The 16,974-nt window shown below is 65.7% G+C and carries 16 protein-coding genes, 1 tRNA gene and 1 pseudogene; 8 read left to right on the top strand and 10 right to left on the bottom strand.

All coding sequences use genetic code 11. The features are described from left to right. Positions 1–200 precede the first annotated feature (200 nt). Positions 201–1,244 (top strand): annotated as a pseudogene (locus tag FM104_RS16865) (recombinase family protein); the annotation flags it as partial. Here the strand turns inward: FM104_RS16865 and FM104_RS16665 are convergent. The 3 genes from FM104_RS16665 to FM104_RS00320 all read right to left on the bottom strand — a co-directional run bounded on the left by FM104_RS16665 (position 1,158) and on the right by FM104_RS00320 (position 2,757). Beyond that, on the bottom strand, positions 1,158–1,622 hold the full coding sequence (locus FM104_RS16665; protein WP_256971433.1) for a hypothetical protein: 465 nt from the start codon (positions 1,620–1,622) through the stop codon (positions 1,158–1,160). The pseudogene FM104_RS16865 and the gene FM104_RS16665 sit on opposite strands and share 87 nt — an antisense overlap. Before the next feature lie 226 nt (positions 1,623–1,848). Continuing rightward, positions 1,849–1,921 (bottom strand) — tRNA-Lys (locus FM104_RS00325). Positions 1,922–2,100: 179 nt separating this feature from the next. Continuing rightward, positions 2,101–2,757: a fasciclin domain-containing protein gene (locus FM104_RS00320; protein WP_087129465.1), complete on the bottom strand. Its 657-nt coding sequence runs from the start codon at positions 2,755–2,757 to the stop codon at positions 2,101–2,103. A gap of 206 nt (positions 2,758–2,963) precedes the next feature. Here FM104_RS00320 and FM104_RS00315 point away from each other — a divergent pair, with 206 nt between their 5' ends. From FM104_RS00315 to FM104_RS00295, 5 genes are all read left to right on the top strand, one after another. Next, entirely contained in the window at positions 2,964–4,676 is a 1,713-nt protein-coding gene (locus FM104_RS00315) for a cytochrome c biogenesis protein DipZ (protein ID WP_087129464.1), read from the top strand. 30 nt (positions 4,677–4,706) lie between these two features. Then, positions 4,707–5,306: an ECF RNA polymerase sigma factor SigK gene (gene sigK, locus FM104_RS00310; RefSeq protein ID WP_179206612.1), complete on the top strand. Its 600-nt coding sequence runs from the start codon at positions 4,707–4,709 to the stop codon at positions 5,304–5,306. Then, on the top strand, positions 5,303–6,046 hold the full coding sequence (locus FM104_RS00305) for an anti-sigma factor (RefSeq protein WP_087129462.1): 744 nt from the start codon (positions 5,303–5,305) through the stop codon (positions 6,044–6,046). Before sigK ends, FM104_RS00305 begins: the two co-directional genes overlap by 4 nt. Before the next feature lie 29 nt (positions 6,047–6,075). Next, positions 6,076–6,705: a DNA-directed RNA polymerase subunit beta gene (locus FM104_RS00300; protein ID WP_087129461.1), complete on the top strand. Its 630-nt coding sequence runs from the start codon at positions 6,076–6,078 to the stop codon at positions 6,703–6,705. A gap of 189 nt (positions 6,706–6,894) precedes the next feature. Beyond that, complete coding sequence (locus FM104_RS00295; RefSeq protein ID WP_087129460.1) at positions 6,895–7,776, top strand: aminotransferase class IV; 882 nt, start codon at positions 6,895–6,897, stop codon at positions 7,774–7,776. A gap of 12 nt (positions 7,777–7,788) precedes the next feature. Here the strand turns inward: FM104_RS00295 and pstB are convergent, their stop codons facing one another. The 7 genes from pstB to FM104_RS00260 form a co-directional block, all read right to left on the bottom strand. Then, positions 7,789–8,568: a phosphate ABC transporter ATP-binding protein PstB gene (gene pstB / locus FM104_RS00290; protein ID WP_087129459.1), complete on the bottom strand. Its 780-nt coding sequence runs from the start codon at positions 8,566–8,568 to the stop codon at positions 7,789–7,791. Between the two features lie 34 nt (positions 8,569–8,602). Beyond that, a complete protein-coding gene (gene pstA / locus FM104_RS00285; protein ID WP_087129458.1) occupies positions 8,603–9,703 on the bottom strand; it encodes a phosphate ABC transporter permease PstA in 1,101 nt (366 codons plus the stop codon). A gap of 1 nt (position 9,704) precedes the next feature. Next, entirely contained in the window at positions 9,705–10,670 is a 966-nt protein-coding gene (gene pstC, locus FM104_RS00280) for a phosphate ABC transporter permease subunit PstC (RefSeq protein ID WP_087129457.1), read from the bottom strand. Positions 10,671–10,763: 93 nt separating this feature from the next. Then, entirely contained in the window at positions 10,764–11,870 is a 1,107-nt protein-coding gene (locus FM104_RS00275) for a phosphate ABC transporter substrate-binding protein PstS (RefSeq protein WP_087129456.1), read from the bottom strand. A 166-nt stretch (positions 11,871–12,036) separates the two neighbouring features. After that, positions 12,037–12,975 carry an NUDIX hydrolase gene (locus tag FM104_RS00270; RefSeq protein ID WP_087129455.1) on the bottom strand — a complete coding sequence of 313 codons (939 nt, stop codon included), beginning with the start codon at positions 12,973–12,975 and terminating at the stop codon, positions 12,037–12,039. Beyond that, positions 12,972–15,134, bottom strand: coding sequence for an RNA degradosome polyphosphate kinase (locus tag FM104_RS00265; protein WP_087129454.1), 2,163 nt, complete (start codon positions 15,132–15,134; stop codon positions 12,972–12,974). The genes FM104_RS00270 and FM104_RS00265 overlap by 4 nt, the downstream gene beginning before the upstream one ends. A 40-nt stretch (positions 15,135–15,174) precedes the next feature. Continuing rightward, positions 15,175–15,852: a winged helix-turn-helix transcriptional regulator gene (locus tag FM104_RS00260; RefSeq protein WP_087129453.1), complete on the bottom strand. Its 678-nt coding sequence runs from the start codon at positions 15,850–15,852 to the stop codon at positions 15,175–15,177. A 57-nt stretch (positions 15,853–15,909) separates the two neighbouring features. Between FM104_RS00260 and FM104_RS00255 the strand changes: the two genes are divergently transcribed. Together FM104_RS00255 and FM104_RS00250 are read left to right on the top strand one after the other, a co-directional pair. Continuing rightward, positions 15,910–16,203, top strand: coding sequence for a hypothetical protein (locus FM104_RS00255; protein WP_087129559.1), 294 nt, complete (start codon positions 15,910–15,912; stop codon positions 16,201–16,203). A 168-nt stretch (positions 16,204–16,371) separates the two neighbouring features. Beyond that, entirely contained in the window at positions 16,372–16,974 is a 603-nt protein-coding gene (locus FM104_RS00250; protein ID WP_087129452.1) for an FABP family protein, read from the top strand.

Raw genomic sequence — 16,974 nt, 5'->3', positions numbered from 1 at the left:
GCTGATTCCGGGTCGGAATCGAGCGACGAGGTAGAATAGCCAAAACCGCTACGGCTTGGAGAGATCCGGGTCGGGTGCGCAGTCTTTTCGCCTTCGTGGCTTACCTGCCTTGCAGGTCGTGTTTCCCTCTTACGAGTCGCACCGCACGACACCTCAGTTGTCGTGCTGGCTCCCACCATCGGTGAGAGGAAACACGACTCATGACACTGGCACCTCCAGCCCCCACATCCACCACCTTCGGGCTCGGCGAGACCACGACTCTCGCAGTCTCCTACCTGCGGGTCTCGACCAAAGAGCAAGCCGAACGCGGCGGTCGCGACGAAGGATTCTCTATCCCCGCCCAGCGGGAAGCGAACCTCCGCAAAGCCCGTGATCTGAGCACCATCGTGGTCGAGGAGTTCATCGACGCCGGCGAGTCAGCACGCAAGGCCGACCGCCCCGATCTGATGCGGATGATCGAGTACGTCAAGACCCACAACGTCGCGTACTGCATCGTCCACAAGGTCGACCGCCTCGCCCGCAACCGTGCCGACGACGTCGCAATCCACCTCGCCCTTCGAGAGGCGGGCGTGATGCTCGTTTCGGCGACCGAGAACATCGACGAAACCCCGTCCGGGATGCTGCTGCACGGCATCATGTCCACGATCGCTGAGTTCTACTCCCGCAACCTCGCCAGCGAGGTAGCTAAGGGCATGGGGCAGAAGGCGCTCACGGGTGGGACGAACGGGAAAGCACCTATCGGCTACCTCAACGTCATCCGCCGCGACGAGCTCGGGCGCGAGATGCGAACCGTCGAACCCGACCCTGCGCGGGCCTCGCTGGTGACCTGGGCCTTCGAGGCCTACGCATCCGGCAATTACTCCACCATCACCTTGCGAGACGAGTTGATCGACCGAGGCCTCACGACACCACCGACCCCGAAACGTCCAGCGAAGCCACCCGCCCTATCGACTATCCAGAAACTCCTGTCGAACCCGTACTACAAGGGCAATGTCCGATTCCGTGGCGCCACCTACGACGGACTCCATGAACCGCTTGTGAGCACGGAAGTCTGGTACCGAGTCCAGTCTGTGCTGACCGCTCACCAGACTTCGGGCGAGAAGACCCAGACGCACGACCATTACCTCAAAGGCACAGTGTTCTGCGGGGAGTGCGGTTCACGGCTGATGCTGACCAACGCGAAGAGTCGACAGGGCGTGATCTACCCGTACTTCATCTGTGCCGGTCGTCACTCCAAGCGCACCAACTGTGAGCAGCGCGCGATGCTGATCTCTGATGTTGAAACTTCGGTCGAGAACTACTACCGCCGCATCCAGATCCCTGACCACATTGTGACAGCTCTGCGCGAGCTCATCACCCGCCAGTTTGACCAGCTCCAAGCCTCCTCCACGCAGGAGCGAAACGCCCACAAACTCGAACGCGACGCGCTCCGGAACGAGCGCACCAAGTTGCTGCAAGTTCACTACGCCGGAGCCTTGCCCCTCGATCTGCTCGCCGCGGAGCAGGAACGCATCGCCCGCCGGATCGCGTTTCTTGATGCCCAGATCAACGCAGGCGACATCGAGTACGAGCAGGCGAAAGCCCACCTCGACGACTGTCTCGCCCTGGCCGGAGACTGCCATGCGATCTACATGAGCATCGACGACTCACTACGGCGGATCGCCAACCAGGCGTTCTTCGACAAGCTCATTATCACCGAGGAGAACACCGTTGACGGGCAGCCTGGCCCGCCGTTCAACGTATTCTTCGACCCCCAGGCCCAGGCAACTGCGGTCGCCAAACAAGGGCAGACCACGGAATCCGGTACTCAAACCGGGAATGTCGTTGGTTTGAACAACGACCTATGGGTGGGCCCCATGGGGCTCGAACCCATGACCCGCGGATTAAAAGTCCGATGCTCTACCGACTGAGCTAGAGGCCCGTGCTTCCAGTCTAAGTGCACGACGAAGGGCCGACAGCGATCCTCATCGCTTGTCGGCCCTTCTTCCTCCGTGCCGTCATCCCCATGAGCGCAAGAAGGTCGTTTCCGAGTCCCCACTCGGGGTATCGCCGAGTCCCCACTCGGGGTATCGCGGAGTCCCCACTCAGCGAATCGGCGGATTACTCTGCCGGGGGCATCAGAACCGTGTCGACCAGGTACACGGTTGCGTTGGCGGTCTGGACTCCACCGCAGAGCACGGTGGCGCCGTTGACCATCAGGTTGTCGCCAGAGCCGGTCACATCGACCTCGGCGCCCTGCACGGTCTTGTGCATGCCGGCGATGTCAGCAGGCTCGATCTGTCCGGGAACGACGTGGTAGGTGAGGATCGACGTGAGTGTGTCGGAGTCGGTCTTCAGCGCCTCGATGGTGGCGGGGTCGATCTTTCCGAAGGCGTCATCGACCGGTGCGAAGACGGTGAACTCGCCGCCGTTGAGGGTGTCGACCAGATCCACGTCGGGGTTGAGCTGACCGCTCACCGCGGCGACCAGCGTGGTCAGCAGCGGGTTGTTGGATGCTGCAACGGCAACCGGATCCTGCGACATGCCCTGGATGGAGCCTGCGCCATCCGGCACCTGCTCGGCGTACCCGGCACAAGCCGGACCGACGAGGTTGGCAGCCGGGTCCATCATCTCGGGGGCTGCTTCCGAAGTCTCGGGAGCAGCGGGCTTCTCCGACTCCATGGTCTCGCTAGCGCTCATCGAACAGGCTGACAGCAAGAACGCGCTCGCCAACGTGAGAGTCAGGGCTGCTGTGACCTTCTTCTTGGTGCTGAACATCTCATGCTCCTTAGTTCTGACTCACGGATTCCCGTGGGTCTGCCCCGGCATTTCCGTGGCGTCTGACAGCTGTTCGGAGTCCTGTTCAGATCGGATGGGAGATTCCTCAAAATTCTTTTTCGCCAATCCGATCCGGGGGTCGGAGCGAACAGTTCCTAGACGCGCGGGACTGTCCGCACGACACGAAGAAGAAAAGCGAGGACACCATGGAGCTCATCATCATCGGTCTGCTCGGTGGGCTCATCACGGGCATCTCGCCGTGCATCCTGCCAGTACTGCCGGTCATCTTCCTCACGGGAGGTGCGCAGTCGGCGAAGTTCGACGGAGAAGCGCTGCCCGCGAGGCGCAGCCGCCCGTATCTGGTGATCGCGGGCCTCGTTCTGAGCTTCACCGCCGTGACGCTCGGCGGCTCTCTCCTTCTCGGCCTCTTGAATCTGCCGCAGGACATCATCCGATGGGTGGGCATCGCGGTGCTGATCCTCATCGGCATCGCTCTGATCGTGCCGCGGTTCGCGCACATCCTCGAGAAGCCCTTCCAGCGCTTCGGACAGCGCGAAGTCACCAACCGGGGCAGCGGCTTCGGCGTCGGCCTCGCCCTCGGTGCGGTCTTCGTGCCGTGCGCCGGACCCGTGCTGGCAGCCATCATCGTCGCCGGCTCCACCGGCCGGATCGGGATCGGCACGATCGCGTTGACGCTCTCCTTCGCCATCGGAGTAGCGGTGCCGCTTCTCATCTTCGCTCTCGCCGGACGACGTGTCGTCGAGCGAATCCGCGCATTCCGCACGAAAGAGCGCGGTCTGCGCATCGCGGCCGGCATTGCGATGATCGCACTCGCGGTCGGTCTGGTGTTCAACGTGCCACAGGCACTGCAGCGGCTGGTGCCCGACTACACGGCGGCATTCCAGGACCAGCTGTCGCAGTCCGATGAGATCGACCGGGCGCTGGACCTCGGCGGCCTCGTCAACGATGAGAACAAGAACCTCGACCAGTGCAGCAACGGGGCCGACGAACTGGAATCCTGCGGCACAGCACCTTCGATCCGCGGCATCGACCAGTGGCTGAACACCCCGGACGGCGCAGCCATCGACCTCAAAGATCTGCGCGGCGAGGTCGTGCTGATCGACTTCTGGGCATATTCCTGCATCAACTGCCAGCGCTCCATCCCGCACGTCGTGGCCTGGGACGACGCCTACCGCGATGCCGGATTGAACATCATCGGCATCCACTCCCCGGAGTACGCCTTCGAGAAAGACGCGAAGAACGTCGCAGCGGGCGCCAAGGACTTCGGCATCACCTATCCGGTGGCGCTGGACAACAACCTCTCCACCTGGACGAACTACCGCAACCGCTACTGGCCCGCGCACTACCTCATCGACGCGAGCGGCACCGTGCGGCACATCGCGTTCGGTGAAGGCAACTACCAGACGACCGAGAAGCTGATCCGCGAGCTGCTGACAGATGCCGACCCGGATGTGAAGCTGCCGCCGGCCACCGAGACCACGGACGACACCCCGGAGGTCGGATCGACCACACGGGAGACGTTCATCGGCTCGTCGAAGGACGTCAACTTCGCCGGCCCCGAGGCGTATCGCTCGGGAACCCGGAGCTTCTCGTTCCCCGAGAAGCAGCCGGCCGACACCTTCGCCCTCGATGGCGAGTGGGAAGTGCAGACGCAGTACGCGACGCCGGAAAGCACGACCGGGCGCATCCGACTCGACTACCACGCGGCTGAGGTGCGCATGGTGGTCGCTGGCTCCGGCGAAGTGGTCCTGCGCGGCAAGGGCGGCGAGATGCGAAAGATCGAGATCGATGGCACTCCACGTTCCTACTCGCTCGTCGATGAGGACAGCCTCGGCAAGGGCGTTCTCACGATCGAAGTGCCCGCCGGAATCCAGATCTACTCGTTCACCTTCGGGTGAGGCATTGCTGAAAAACCGGGGGGATGCGGCATGCTGTTAGAGATGGTCATTGATGGGATGGACGTTCCCGAGGACGGCACGGCGCGAGACGCCGTCGCCGACCTGCTCCTCAGCGTTGCATCCGGTGACCAGAAGGCTTTCGCCAGTCTCTACGACATGCTCTCCTCCCGGGTTTTCGGCCTTATTCTGCGCGTTCTCGTGAACCGGTCGCAGAGCGAAGAAGTGCTGCAGGAAGTCTTCCTCGAGGTCTGGCAATCCGCTTCGCGGTTCGCTCCGAACAAAGGGCAAGGACGAACCTGGATCATGACGATCGCACACAGGCGGGCTGTGGACCGCGTGCGATCGGCGCAATCCAGTTCCGACCGCGACGTCCGAGCAGGACTGCGAAACATCGACGTCGCACATGACAGTGTGGCCGAACAGGTCGAATCGGGAATCGAAGGGGAGAAGGTCGTGGGAGCACTCGCTCAGCTCCCGGAGGCTCAGCGCGAAGCGCTCGTCCTCTCGTACTACGGCGGATACAGTCAGACAGAGATCGCGGTGCTCATCGGAGCGCCGCTGGGAACGATCAAAACACGGATGCGGGATGGACTCACCCGCCTGCGTACAGTCATGGGGGTGACGGCATGAACGAACGGGAGTTCGCAGAGCTTGCAGCCGGCGCCGCCGTGCATGCACTCTCTGCCGAAGACGAACAGCGATACCTTCGCGCCCTTGCGGAGAACCCGCAATGGCAGGCGATCGCCGACGATGATGCAGACGTCGCGGCGCTGCTCGCCGCGGGTGCGCCCGAGGTGGCGCCGCCCGCCAGCATCCGCGCCGCTCTGCTCGACGAGATCACTCGGACACCGCAGACGACGACCGCACCAGAGCAATCCGGTGGCGAGACCCGTTCGGGTGGGGCTCCGCGACCGCACCGCATGCGCATGCTCTTCGCACTCGCTGCCTGCCTGGTCGTGCTGGGAGGCCTCGGCTTCGGTGCAGTCGCGATGAGCGGCATCCTCTCACCGCCCGCCAGTGTCGTCGCGCTGCAGCAGATCGAATCCGCCGCCGATGCGCAGCAGGCGAGTGTGGATCTCGAAAGCGGCGGCACGGCAACGGCCCACTGGTCGCCGTCGCTCGGATCGGTTGTGCTCGTCACCGACGGCGTCGCCGAACCCGACCCCGGTAAGACCTACGAGCTGTGGTTCGTCCGCGGTGAGACTCCGATCCCCGCCGGTGTCTTCTCCGTCGATGCAGGAGCGGCGACCACGCAGCTGGATGGTCAGATGCAGACCGGCGATGTCATCGCGGTGACCGTCGAGCAGGACGGCGGCTCGCCCACCGGACTGCCGACCACGACGCCGGTGATCGTCATCCCCACGGCCTGAGCGCCAGCCCGCGCGCGTACCCTGGAATGATGCCCTCGCACTTCCACCGACCCGTTCGTCGACCCGGCCATGCCTTCGACAAGCTCGTCGCAGCCGATGACCCGGTCGAGCAGACCCGGGTCGCGCATGCGACAGCATCCGCTCTGCTCGAGCGCGCACGTCAGGACGAGACCGGTGCCGTCGCCGAGCGGCTGATCGGCTTCGCCGCCGAGCACGGCGTCGACGAGATCGCCGAGCTGTGGGCGGATGCGGCGGCCACCTCGCTGCCTGGCACCCTGTGGCGGCTCTACCTGCTGCAGGTGGCGATCCGCTCCGACCCGGCGATGACCGCCTTGCTGTACGAACGCGGTCGCGTGGAGCTGCGGACGGTGGACGCCGCGGTCGCAGGGGCGCCCGCGCCGACGGACCCCGGTGAACTCGTCGCACTCGTCGACACCATTCTGCGCGGAGTGTTCCGCGGCGACTTCGCGGTCGCCCTGGAGCGCGCAGCCGCCTACTGCCGGGTGCAGGCGTCTGGGGCCACGCATACTGCAGATGATCAGGAAAGCACGGCGCCGGAACGTGCGACGGAACTCACCCGTCGCGCTCTGCGGCTGAGCACCTACGCTGACGAGCTGACGGTGTCCGCCAGAGCCTGGCGGCGCGGATCGCTGACCTGATCGGCGCGGGAATCTCCGGCGAATGCGCTGCCCGCGCCGTCTGGGCATGAAAAGGCCGGACCGCAAGAACGCCTCTCGGCGGAAGGCCGCTCGAAGCGGCAGAATTTGGAGCCCGGGGTTATGCGGCCCGGCCGTTCAAGTGTAACGCGTCGCAGCGGAGGGTATTCCCGACGGCTCTAAGCTGTGGACATGCCTCAGCGCTACGCTCTCATCATCGCGCCCGCCGACGCCGCGGACCCCCGCGAGGACTTCGCCGACACCTTCACCCCGATCGACGTGACGGCTCCCGCGCTCAGTGTCGGCGAGCTCAGCACACAGCGTGGAGACGGCGTCTTCGAATCGATCGGCGTGGTCGACGGGCATGCGAACGAGGTCGAAGCGCATGTGCAGCGGCTCGCGCATTCTGCCGAGCTCTGCGACCTGCCCGCCCCGAATCTCGCGCAGTGGCGGCAGGCCGTCGCGGTCGCGGCGGCGCACGCTCCGGCCGGCGAAGCCGTGGTCAAGCTGATCCTGAGTCGTGGGGTGGAACACGGGCCGACGCCGACCGCATGGGCGACGGCAGCTGCAGCCACGGACTTCTCGACCGTCCGACGCGACGGTGTGCGCGTCGTCACGCTCGACCGCGGCTACGACCTGGGTGCGGGGGAGAGGGCGCCCTGGCTGCTGCTCGGAGCGAAGACGCTCTCGTACGCGGTGAACATGGCGACGCTGCGCGAGGCCCGCCGACGCGGTGCCGACGATGCGCTCTACGTCACGCGCGATGGCTATGTGCTCGAGGCCCCCACGGCGTCGCTCATCCTGCACAGAGGCGGCGAGTTCGTCACGCCCGCGCCCTCCGGTGGCATCCTGCACGGCACCACCCAGCTGAGCGTCTACGAGTATCTGGAATCGCGCGGGCTCACCACCGGGTATGCGACTCTGACCATCGAAGACGTGATGACGGCGGATGCTGCGTGGCTGGTCTCCAGCATCCGCCTTGCTGTTGCGATCACCGCGGTCGACGGCACGCCCCTGGCATCCGACCCCGCACTCACCGCCGAGCTGAACCGCTTCCTGCTCTCGCCGCGCTGAGCGGCGGAGACCTCAGCCGAAGCGACCGGAGACGTAGTCCTCGGTGGCCTGTACGGATGGGGTGGTGAAGATCGTCTTGGTGTCATCGAATTCGATGAGTTTGCCCGGCTTGCCGGTGCCGGCGATGTTGAAGAACGCCGTCCGCTCGCTCACGCGCGAGGCCTGCTGCATGTTGTGCGTGACGATGACGACGGTGTACTCGTTCTTCAGCTCGCCGATCAGCTCCTCGATCGCGTAGGTCGAGATCGGGTCGAGTGCCGAGCACGGCTCGTCCATCAGGATCACCTCCGGCGACACGGCGATCGCGCGGGCGATGCACAGCCGCTGCTGCTGACCGCCGGAGAGCCCGGAGCCGGGCTTGTCGAGGCGATCCTTGACCTCGTTCCAGAGGTTCGCGCTTGTGAGCGACTTCTCCAGCAGAGCATCCTCATCGCTCTTCGCCATGCGCTTGTTGTTCAGCTTGACCCCGGCCAGCACGTTCTCCTTGATCGACATCGTCGGGAACGGGTTGGGGCGCTGGAAGACCATCCCGACCTGACGGCGCACGAGCACCGGGTCGACACCGGGACCGTACAGGTCCTTGCCATCCAGCAGGACCTCGCCCTCGACGCGCGCGCCCGGGATGACCTCGTGCATGCGGTTCAGGGTTCGCAGAAATGTCGACTTTCCGCAGCCCGAGGGGCCGATGAACGCGGTGACGCTGCGCGGCGGGATCTCAAGGGAGACCCCTTCGACGGCGAGGAAATCGCCGTAGTAGACGTGGAGGTCATTGACTTCGATGCTCTTGGACACGTGCAGATCCTTCTATCGGGCTTTCGGGTGCGGCTCAGCGGCCGGTCATCTTGGGAGCGAACCATTTGGCGATCAGGCGCGCCAGCAGGTTCAGGAGCATGACGATCAGGATCAGCGTGAGCGCGGAGGCCCATGCGCGGGCGACCGAGGCGTCGGCGCTTGTCCCCTGGTTCATGTACGAGTTGTAGGCGAACACCGGCAGAGTCATCATCTGCCCACTGAACAGGTTCGTGTTCAGGCTCGCGGTGAATCCGGCCGTGAGCAGCAGCGGTGCGGTCTCGCCGATCACGCGGGCGATGGCGAGCATGATCGAGGTGGTGATTCCGGCGATCGAGGTCGGCAGCACCACCTTCAGGATGGTCAGCCACTTCGGCACGCCGAGCGCGTAGGCGGCCTCACGCAGCTCGTTCGGCACGATCTTCAGCAGTTCTTCGCTGCCTCTGACCACGACCGGAACCATCAGCACCGCGAGAGCGAGCGAGCCCATGAAGCCCATCGAGATGCCGGGTCGCACGAACAGTGCGAATACGGAGTAGATGAACAGGCCGGCGACGATCGAGGGGATGCCGGTCATCACGTCGACGAAGAAGGTGATGCCCTTCGCGATCCGACCGCGGCCGTACTCGACGAGGTAGATCGAGGTCATCAGGCCCACCGGCACGGCGATGAGAGCGGCCATCAGCGTGATCAGCACAGTGCCCCAGATGGCATGCACGATGCCGCCGCCGTCTCCGACGACGTTGCGCATCGAGAAGGTGAAGAACTCCGCATCGAAGCGGACGACGCCGTTCACCACGACCGTCCACAGCAGCGAGATCAGCGGCAGCAGCGCGATCGTGAACGCTGCGGACACCAGTGCGGTCATCAGGCGATCGGTGGCCTTGCGGCGGCTCTCGGCGATCGCCGAGACCACGGTGATGAGCACCATGTACAGCAGCACGCCCACGATCACCGCACCCGCGATGTTGAAATCGACGAGGTCCGTGCCGCCGGAGGTCACCCCGAACACGGCGATGGACATCACGAGGGATGCCGCCAGCAGCGCCCACGGGGCCCAACGGGGCAGACGGCCTGACGTGAGGCCGGGGGCGGTGTGAGCGACGATCGGCTCTGCGGGGGCGGTGAGCAGAGTCATGTCAGTTCGCTCCAGAGAATTCGGCGCGGCGCGAGATGATCCAGCGCGCCAGCGCGTTCACCGCGAAGGTGACGACGAAGAGGATGAGTCCGGTCGCGATCAGGGTGTTCACGCCGGTGCCGTGCGCCTCGGGGAAGGCGAGCGCGATGTTCGCCGGGATCGGTGTGGGGTTCGTCGCCGTCAGCACCAGGAAGCTGTAGACGGCCGCGGGGGAGAGCACCATGGTGACCGCCATCGTCTCGCCGAGCGCGCGACCGAGTGCCAGCATGATCGCGGAGATCATGCCGCCGCGGGCGAAGGGCAGCACCGCCATGCGCACCATTTCCCAGCGCGTGGCACCCAGGGCGAGCGCCGCCTCCTCGTGCAGCTTCGGCGTCTGCAGGAAGATCTCCCGGCAGATCGCGGTGATGATGGGGGTGACCATGACCGCCAGCACCAGCGAAGCCGTCATGATCGTCTTGCCCGTGGAGGAGACCTGGCCGCCGAAGAACGGCACCCAGCCGGCGTGCGCGTTCAGCCAGGCGTAGATCGGCTGGAGCAGCGGCGCGAGCACCAGGCCGCCCCACAGGCCGAAGACGACAGACGGCACGGCGGCGAGAAGGTCGATGATGTACCCGAGCGCCCCGGCGAGCCTGCGCGGTGCGTAGTGCGAGATGAACAGCGCGATGCCGATCGAGATCGGCGTCGCGATCAGCAGCGCGATGAAAGACGCCCAGACCGTGCCGAAGACGAGAGGTCCGACATAGGTCCAGAAGGAACCGCCCTTGAGCACGTGGTTGTCGGTCGTGTCCGGCGCGAACGCGGGCAGGCTCTGGACGATCAGGAACGCGGCCACGGCTGCGAGCACCACCAGGATGGTGATGCCGGCGCCGAGCGCCGTGCTCGAGAAGACCCGGTCGCCCAGGCGCTGCTTCGCCTTGATCGGTGCAGGTGGCGCTGGTCGCGCCGGCCTGGTCGTCGTGCTCATGATCTCCTGATTTCGGGGGACGGATGGGGCGAACCTCAGATGCTCTCGCGCCGCAACGGACACGAGAGCATCTGAGTCAGCCGATGGTGTGGATCAGTCGACCTTGATGGTGTCGATGGCGGCGAGAACCTTGTCGCGCAGCCCGGCCGAGATCGGAGCGCTTCCTGCGTTGTCCTCGGCGGCCTTCTGGCCCTCTTCGCTGGCCATGTACTGGAAGTACGACTTCACCAGGGCGGCCTTGTTCGTGTCCTCGTACTGCTCGCACGCGATCAGGTAGCTGACCAGGGCGATCGGGTAGGCGCCGGCAGGAGCGGCGGCCGGGTCGACCTCGAAGACGAGGTCGCCTGCGCCACGGCCTTCAGCCAGTGGCGAGTTCTCCACGAGCGCCGCGGCGGCGTCGGCGGAGTACGGAACGTACTCGCCGTCAACGCCGACGTGCACCTGACCGAGGTCCTTCGTCTGCGAGGCATCGGCGAAGCCGATGGCTCCGTTGCCGGCCTTGATGGCCTGCACCACACCGGAGGTGCCCTGGGCCGCCTCACCGCTGGTGATCGGCCAGACGTCGGCCGGCTCGAAGGTCCAGACGTCTCCCGCGGTCGCGCTGAGGTACTTCGTGAACGTCTCCTGCGTGCCCGACGGGTCGGAGCGGTGCACCGGCGAGATCGCCAGATCGGGCAGGTCGACGCCCTCGTTCTGATCGGCGATCGCCTTGTCGTTCCAGTTGGTGATCTTGCCGGCGAAGATGCCGGCGATGGAGGCCGCGTCGAGGTTCAGCGAGTCGATGCCCTCCAGGTTGAAGGCGACGGCGACGGGCGAGATGTACATCGGCACCTCGACGATCGCGTCGCTGGTGCACATCTGGAAGCCGCCGGCAGCGAACTCGTCGGACTTGAACGCGCGATCCGAGCCGATGAAGTCGCTCGCACCGGCGAGGAAGTTCTCGCGGCCGGCGCCGGAGCCGGTGGGCTCGTAGTTGATCGTGACGCCGGTGTTCGCGGTCTGGAACGCGGCGACCCAGGCCTCCTGGGCGGCGCTCTGCGACGACGCGCCGGTGGCCTTGAGGGTGCCTTCGAGCGCGGTTGCGCCTTCGGCGGGCTGGTCGGAGCCAGCGGATGCGGCTTCGTTCGCTGCGCAGCCGGAAAGCGCGAGTGCGGCGATGGCGCCGATAGCGCTGATGCGTGCGATGCGGGTGATCTTCACTGTGGGATCCGTTCGATCAGGGAATGATTGCTGCCCGGTGCAGGGCACACAATGACGGTATGAGCGACGGTTAACGAGACTGTCCCACGGCGGTGAACGGAAGGTGAACGGATCAGGGCGCGCAGAAGTTGCTCCGCGCGCAGCGCGGCCCCCGGCAAGGGCGGGATCAGATCTTCGGCTCGTGCGTCTCGATCGCGATGATGCCCGAGCCGGGATTGGTGGCGGAGAGGTGCACCACCGAGAACCCGGCGACGTTGAGAGCGCTGGCGCTGCTGACATACGACCCGTGCACGGTGCCGGTGGCCAGCGCGATCTCGGAGAGGATGCCGGGCAGCACGGGACCGTGGCTGCACAGCACAGCCGCCTTGCGCGCGCGGACGCGCCGTCCGACGACCGAGCGGATGTCGTCGTTGCCGTCCTCCCACGCATCCTGACTGATCTTCGACGTCGCGTGGGCGTCCCGTCCGAGCTTCTTCTCCAGCGGGGCGACGGTCTGCAGGCAGCGCACCGCGTCGCTGGTCACGATCCGCCGCACGCCGAACGCGCGCAGCGGTGACGTGATCGACTTCGCCTGGCGCTGGCCCTTCTCGGTCAGCGGTCTGGCAGCATCCGAGCCGTCCCAGTCCGAGCGGCCGACCGCCTTGGCGTGCCGCAGCGCGATCAGCGGAAAGGTGTGCAGCACGCCATCGTCGACGAGCTGTGCGAAGTTCTCGAGAATCTCGATATCCACCGGATAGCTCAGACGTTTCCGCGCCTTCTTCACGCTCACCCATTCGAGCGCGGCGATCTCGCTGTTCGGCAGAAAGGTCGACGCGCGGATCGCGTCGTCGGTCGCCTCCGCAGCCCAGTAGTGCACGACCTTCTGTCGCTTCGGCCGCATCCAGTACTTGCTGACGCCGACGGGCACGCCGAGGGCGACGCGGATGCCGGTCTCCTCATGCACTTCTCGCACGGCCGTCTCGGCGAGCATCTCGCCAGGGTCGACCTTGCCCTTGGGGAGCGTGACGTCCTGATACTTGGTGCGATGGATCAGCAGGATGCGCAGCTTGTCTTCGACCAGTCGCCAGACGACTGCGCCGGCGGCGTAGACGGCGAGGTCGGTCATCGCACTGACCGCTTGCGACGCCGGCGCTGCACGTTGGCCATCGTTCGGTCCTGCAGATCGATCAGCAGATCGTCGTCGGCCTCCGGGGCGCGGGTCCACACACCGCCCTCTCCGAGATGCCACGACTTCGTCTGCGGGCTCATCGCCAGATCGAACAGGTCGTGCAGCTCCTGAATATGCGCGGGTTCGGAGAGCCGAACCAGTGCCTCGACGCGACGGTCGAGGTTGCGGTGCATCATGTCGGCGCTGCCGATGTAGGAGATCGGGTCGCCGTCGTTCTCGAAGGTGAAGATGCGCGAGTGCTCGAGATAGCGGCCCAGGATGCTGCGGACGATGATGTTGTCGCTGACACCGGGCAGGTCGACGCGGAGGCTGCAGATGCCGCGCACCCACACCTCGACGGCGACCCCGGCCATGCTCGCCCGGTAGAGGGCATCGATGATCTGCTCGTCCACCATCGAGTTGACCTTGATGCGGATGCGAGCGGGCCGGCCCGCTTCGGCGTTCTTGCGCTCGTTGTTGATGTGCCGCAGCAATCCCTTGCGCAGGTGCAGCGGAGCGACCAGCAGGCGCTTGAACTTCTTCTCGATCGCATAGCCGCTGAGTTCGTTGAAGAGCCGGGTGAGGTCCTTGCCGATCTGCGGGTCGGTGGTGAACAGACCGAAGTCCTCGTAGATGCGGCTGGTCTTCGGGTTGTAGTTTCCGGTGCCGACGTGCGAGTAGTGGCGCAGCACGCCGTCTTCTTCGCGGATCACCAGCGCCAGCTTGCAGTGCGTCTTCAGCCCCACCAGGCCGTAGACGACGTGCACGCCGGCCTTCTCCAGCTTGCGGGCCCAGACGATGTTGTTGGCCTCGTCGAAGCGCGCCTTCACCTCGACCAGTGCGAGCACCGACTTGCCGGCCTCGGCGGCGTCGATGAGAGCCTGGACGATGGGGCTGTCACCGGATGTGCGATACAGCGTCTGCTTGATGGCGAGCACATGCGGGTCGCGGGCAGCCTGCTCGAGGAAGGCCTGCACGCTCGTGGCGAAGGACTCATACGGATGGTGCACGAGCACATCGGCTTTGCTGATGGCCTTGAATACATCCGGCCGCTCATTGCTGTCGCCCGGCTGGAACGCGACGGCGGTCGTGGGCAGGTGCGGCGGATACCGCAGATCGGGGCGATCGATGCGAGAGAGGTCGAACAGCCCGCGCAGATCGAGTGGCCCGGGCAGGCGGTACACCTCTTGATCGGTGATGTCGAGCTCTTTGATCAGCAGCTCGAGCGTCACGTCATCCATGTCGTCCGTGATCTCGAGACGGATGGGCGGTCCGAAGCGTCGCCGGAGCAACTCGGCTTCGAGTGCCTGGATGAGATTCTCGCTCTCGTCCTCTTCGATCTCGACATCCTCGTTGCGGGTCAGCCGGAACGCGTGGTGGTCGAGAACCTCCATGCCGGGGAAGAGGTCGCCGAGGTGGTTGGCGATCAGTTCTTCCAGGCGGATGAAGCGCACGATCTCGCCGGAGCGCGGCACGTCGACGAAGCGGGGGAGCATCGGCGGCACCTTCAACCGCGCGAAATCCTGGCGTCCGGTGCGCGCATTGCGGATGCGGATCGCGAGGTTCAGCGACAGCCCGGAGATGTACGGGAACGGGTGGGCGGGGTCGACGGCGAGCGGCATCAGCACGGGGAACACCTGCGCCTGGAAATACTCGCTGAGGGAGGCGCGCTCAGCATCGGTCAGTTCGGCCCAGTCGGCGATCTCGATGCCTGCGTCGGACAGGGCGGGGCGAATCTGCTGCGTCCAGGTGTCGGCATGGCGCAGCTGCAGCTCGTGAGCCTCAGCGGAGATGTCGGCCAGAACGTCGCTCGCCGAGCGGCCGACGTTGGTCGGCAGAGCGAGCCCGGTGAGGATGCGGCGCTTGAGCCCGGCCACGCGCACCATGAAGAACTCGTCGAGGTTGCTGGCGAAGATCGCCAGAAAGTTCGCGCGCTCGAGCTCAGGGACGTTCGGATCCTCGGCGAGTTCCAACACGCGCTGGTTGAACGCCAGCCAGCTCAGCTCGCGGTCGTGGAAGCGGTGGTCGGGCAGCACAGCATCCGGCGTCTCCAACGCGTCGAAGTCGTCGTCCTCCGCGTCTCCGAGACCAGCGTCGGCAAGAGCAGGTTCCATCATGGGGTACATCCTTGCACCCAAGGCGGACGGTTGGGTGAACTCATTCCGGGTCGGTCTGACCCTCAGGATGCAGATTGAAGCGATAGCCGACGTTGCGCACTGTGCCGATGATCTGATCGGAGTCGCCGAGCTTGGCGCGAAGCCGCCGCACGTGCACGTCGACGGTGCGCGTGCCGCCGAAGTAGTCGTATCCCCAGACGTCGGTCAGGAGTTGCTCGCGCGTGAACACCCGAGACGGGTGCGTGGCGAGAAAATGCAGCAGCTGGAACTCCTTGTAGGTCAGATCCAGCGGGCGTCCGCGCAGCTTCGCCGCGTACGACTGCTCATCGATGGTGATGCCGGAAGCGCTCACGCGCACGGGTTCATCCGCCTGTGCGCGCGAGACGGCGAGGCGGATGCGGGCATCGATCTCAGCAGGCCCGGCGGTGGTGAGCAGCACATCGGCGAAGCCCCACTCCGCTGAGACCGCGCTCAAGCCGCCCTCGCTCACGACCAGCAGGATGGGCGTCTCGCTGCCGGCAGTGCGCAGCAGCCGACAGGCGGCCTTCGCGCCGACCAGGTCGGTACGGGCATCGATGAGGATCGCGTCGCTCTCCGGGAGCGACAGCAGGTGGACTGTATCCAGCGGATGCTGACGGGAGCTGTGCGACAGCAGTGCGAGCGCGGGCAGTACCGACTCCGCGTCGGGAGCCGAGCTGAGCGTCAGCAGCAGGACCACGCGATAATGCTAGTGGTGCACGGCCCGCATCAGGGTTCGGCAAGTAGCATGGGCGTCATGTCAGAACCGGCACTCGCTCCGCGCAACGCCTTCCATGGGGTCATCGCCGTGTGGGCGGTCTCCCTGGTCGCGGCGATCGTGCTGGGCATTCTGCTTCCTGAAGAAGTGCGCGTGCAATGGCTTCTCCTCGCTTTCGGCGGCGCGCTGCTGCTGTCGTTCGCCGTGCAGCTCGCCTACGGCCGCGCGCAGGGATTCATCGTGCGTGTCGCCGCCAGCGTGATCGGAGCCCTCGTGCTGATGGGGCTGGTCTCGGCCGTCTTCGGTCTGTCCGCGCTCGTGCCCGCACTCTGAGTCCCGCGCCGGCTGCCCGCGCGAGCGACTAGACTGCAGGCATGGACCTCGTCGCGCTCGAATTCTTCTTCCTCGGCCTGCTGGGACTGGCGAGCCTCGCGATCGCCTTCGTTTCCGGCGTCGTGCTCGTCAACCTGTTCCGCGGTCAGCGCTGATCCGACTTCTGTCGTGATCGAGCTGCCCACCGACCTGCCCGCCGACCTCGCGCCGCTTTCCTGGCTGCTGGGTGTCTGGGAGGGCACGGGTGTCATCGAATACACCGCGGGCGACCACCGCTTCCAAGGGGAGTTCTCGCATCGCGTGAGCTTCAGCCACGACGGTGGTCCATTCCTGAACTATGCCGCAACGGCATCCTTCCTCGGTTCTGAGGAAAACGACGAACCCGTTCCGCTGCTCGCAGAGAGCGGTTTCTGGCGGTTGGCGCGCCCGCGCACCGACGCCGATCCGGGCCCCGCGCTGCTGCCACCCGTACAGATCGCTGCCGCCCGCACCGTCGACGACGTCGAAGAGCTGCGCGGCGACGACGGTTTTCCGCTCGAGGTATCGGTCGCGCATTCCGACGGCACCCTCGAGCTGTACCTCGGCCGAATCGCCGGGCCCCGCATCGATCTCTCGACGGATGCCGTCGTGCGCGCCGCCGGCACCAAGCAGTACACCGCGGCCACGCGCATGTACGGCCTCGTCGACGGCCACCTGCTCTGGGCATGGGACATCACCGCCCTCGGCGAGACTCTGAAATCACACGCCTCCGCACGATTGGCCAAGATCTGA

The organism is Microbacterium esteraromaticum, assembly GCF_900163815.1.
Classification (GTDB): domain Bacteria; phylum Actinomycetota; class Actinomycetes; order Actinomycetales; family Microbacteriaceae; genus Microbacterium; species Microbacterium esteraromaticum_B.
This window is presented reverse-complemented; position numbering and strand designations above follow the sequence as displayed.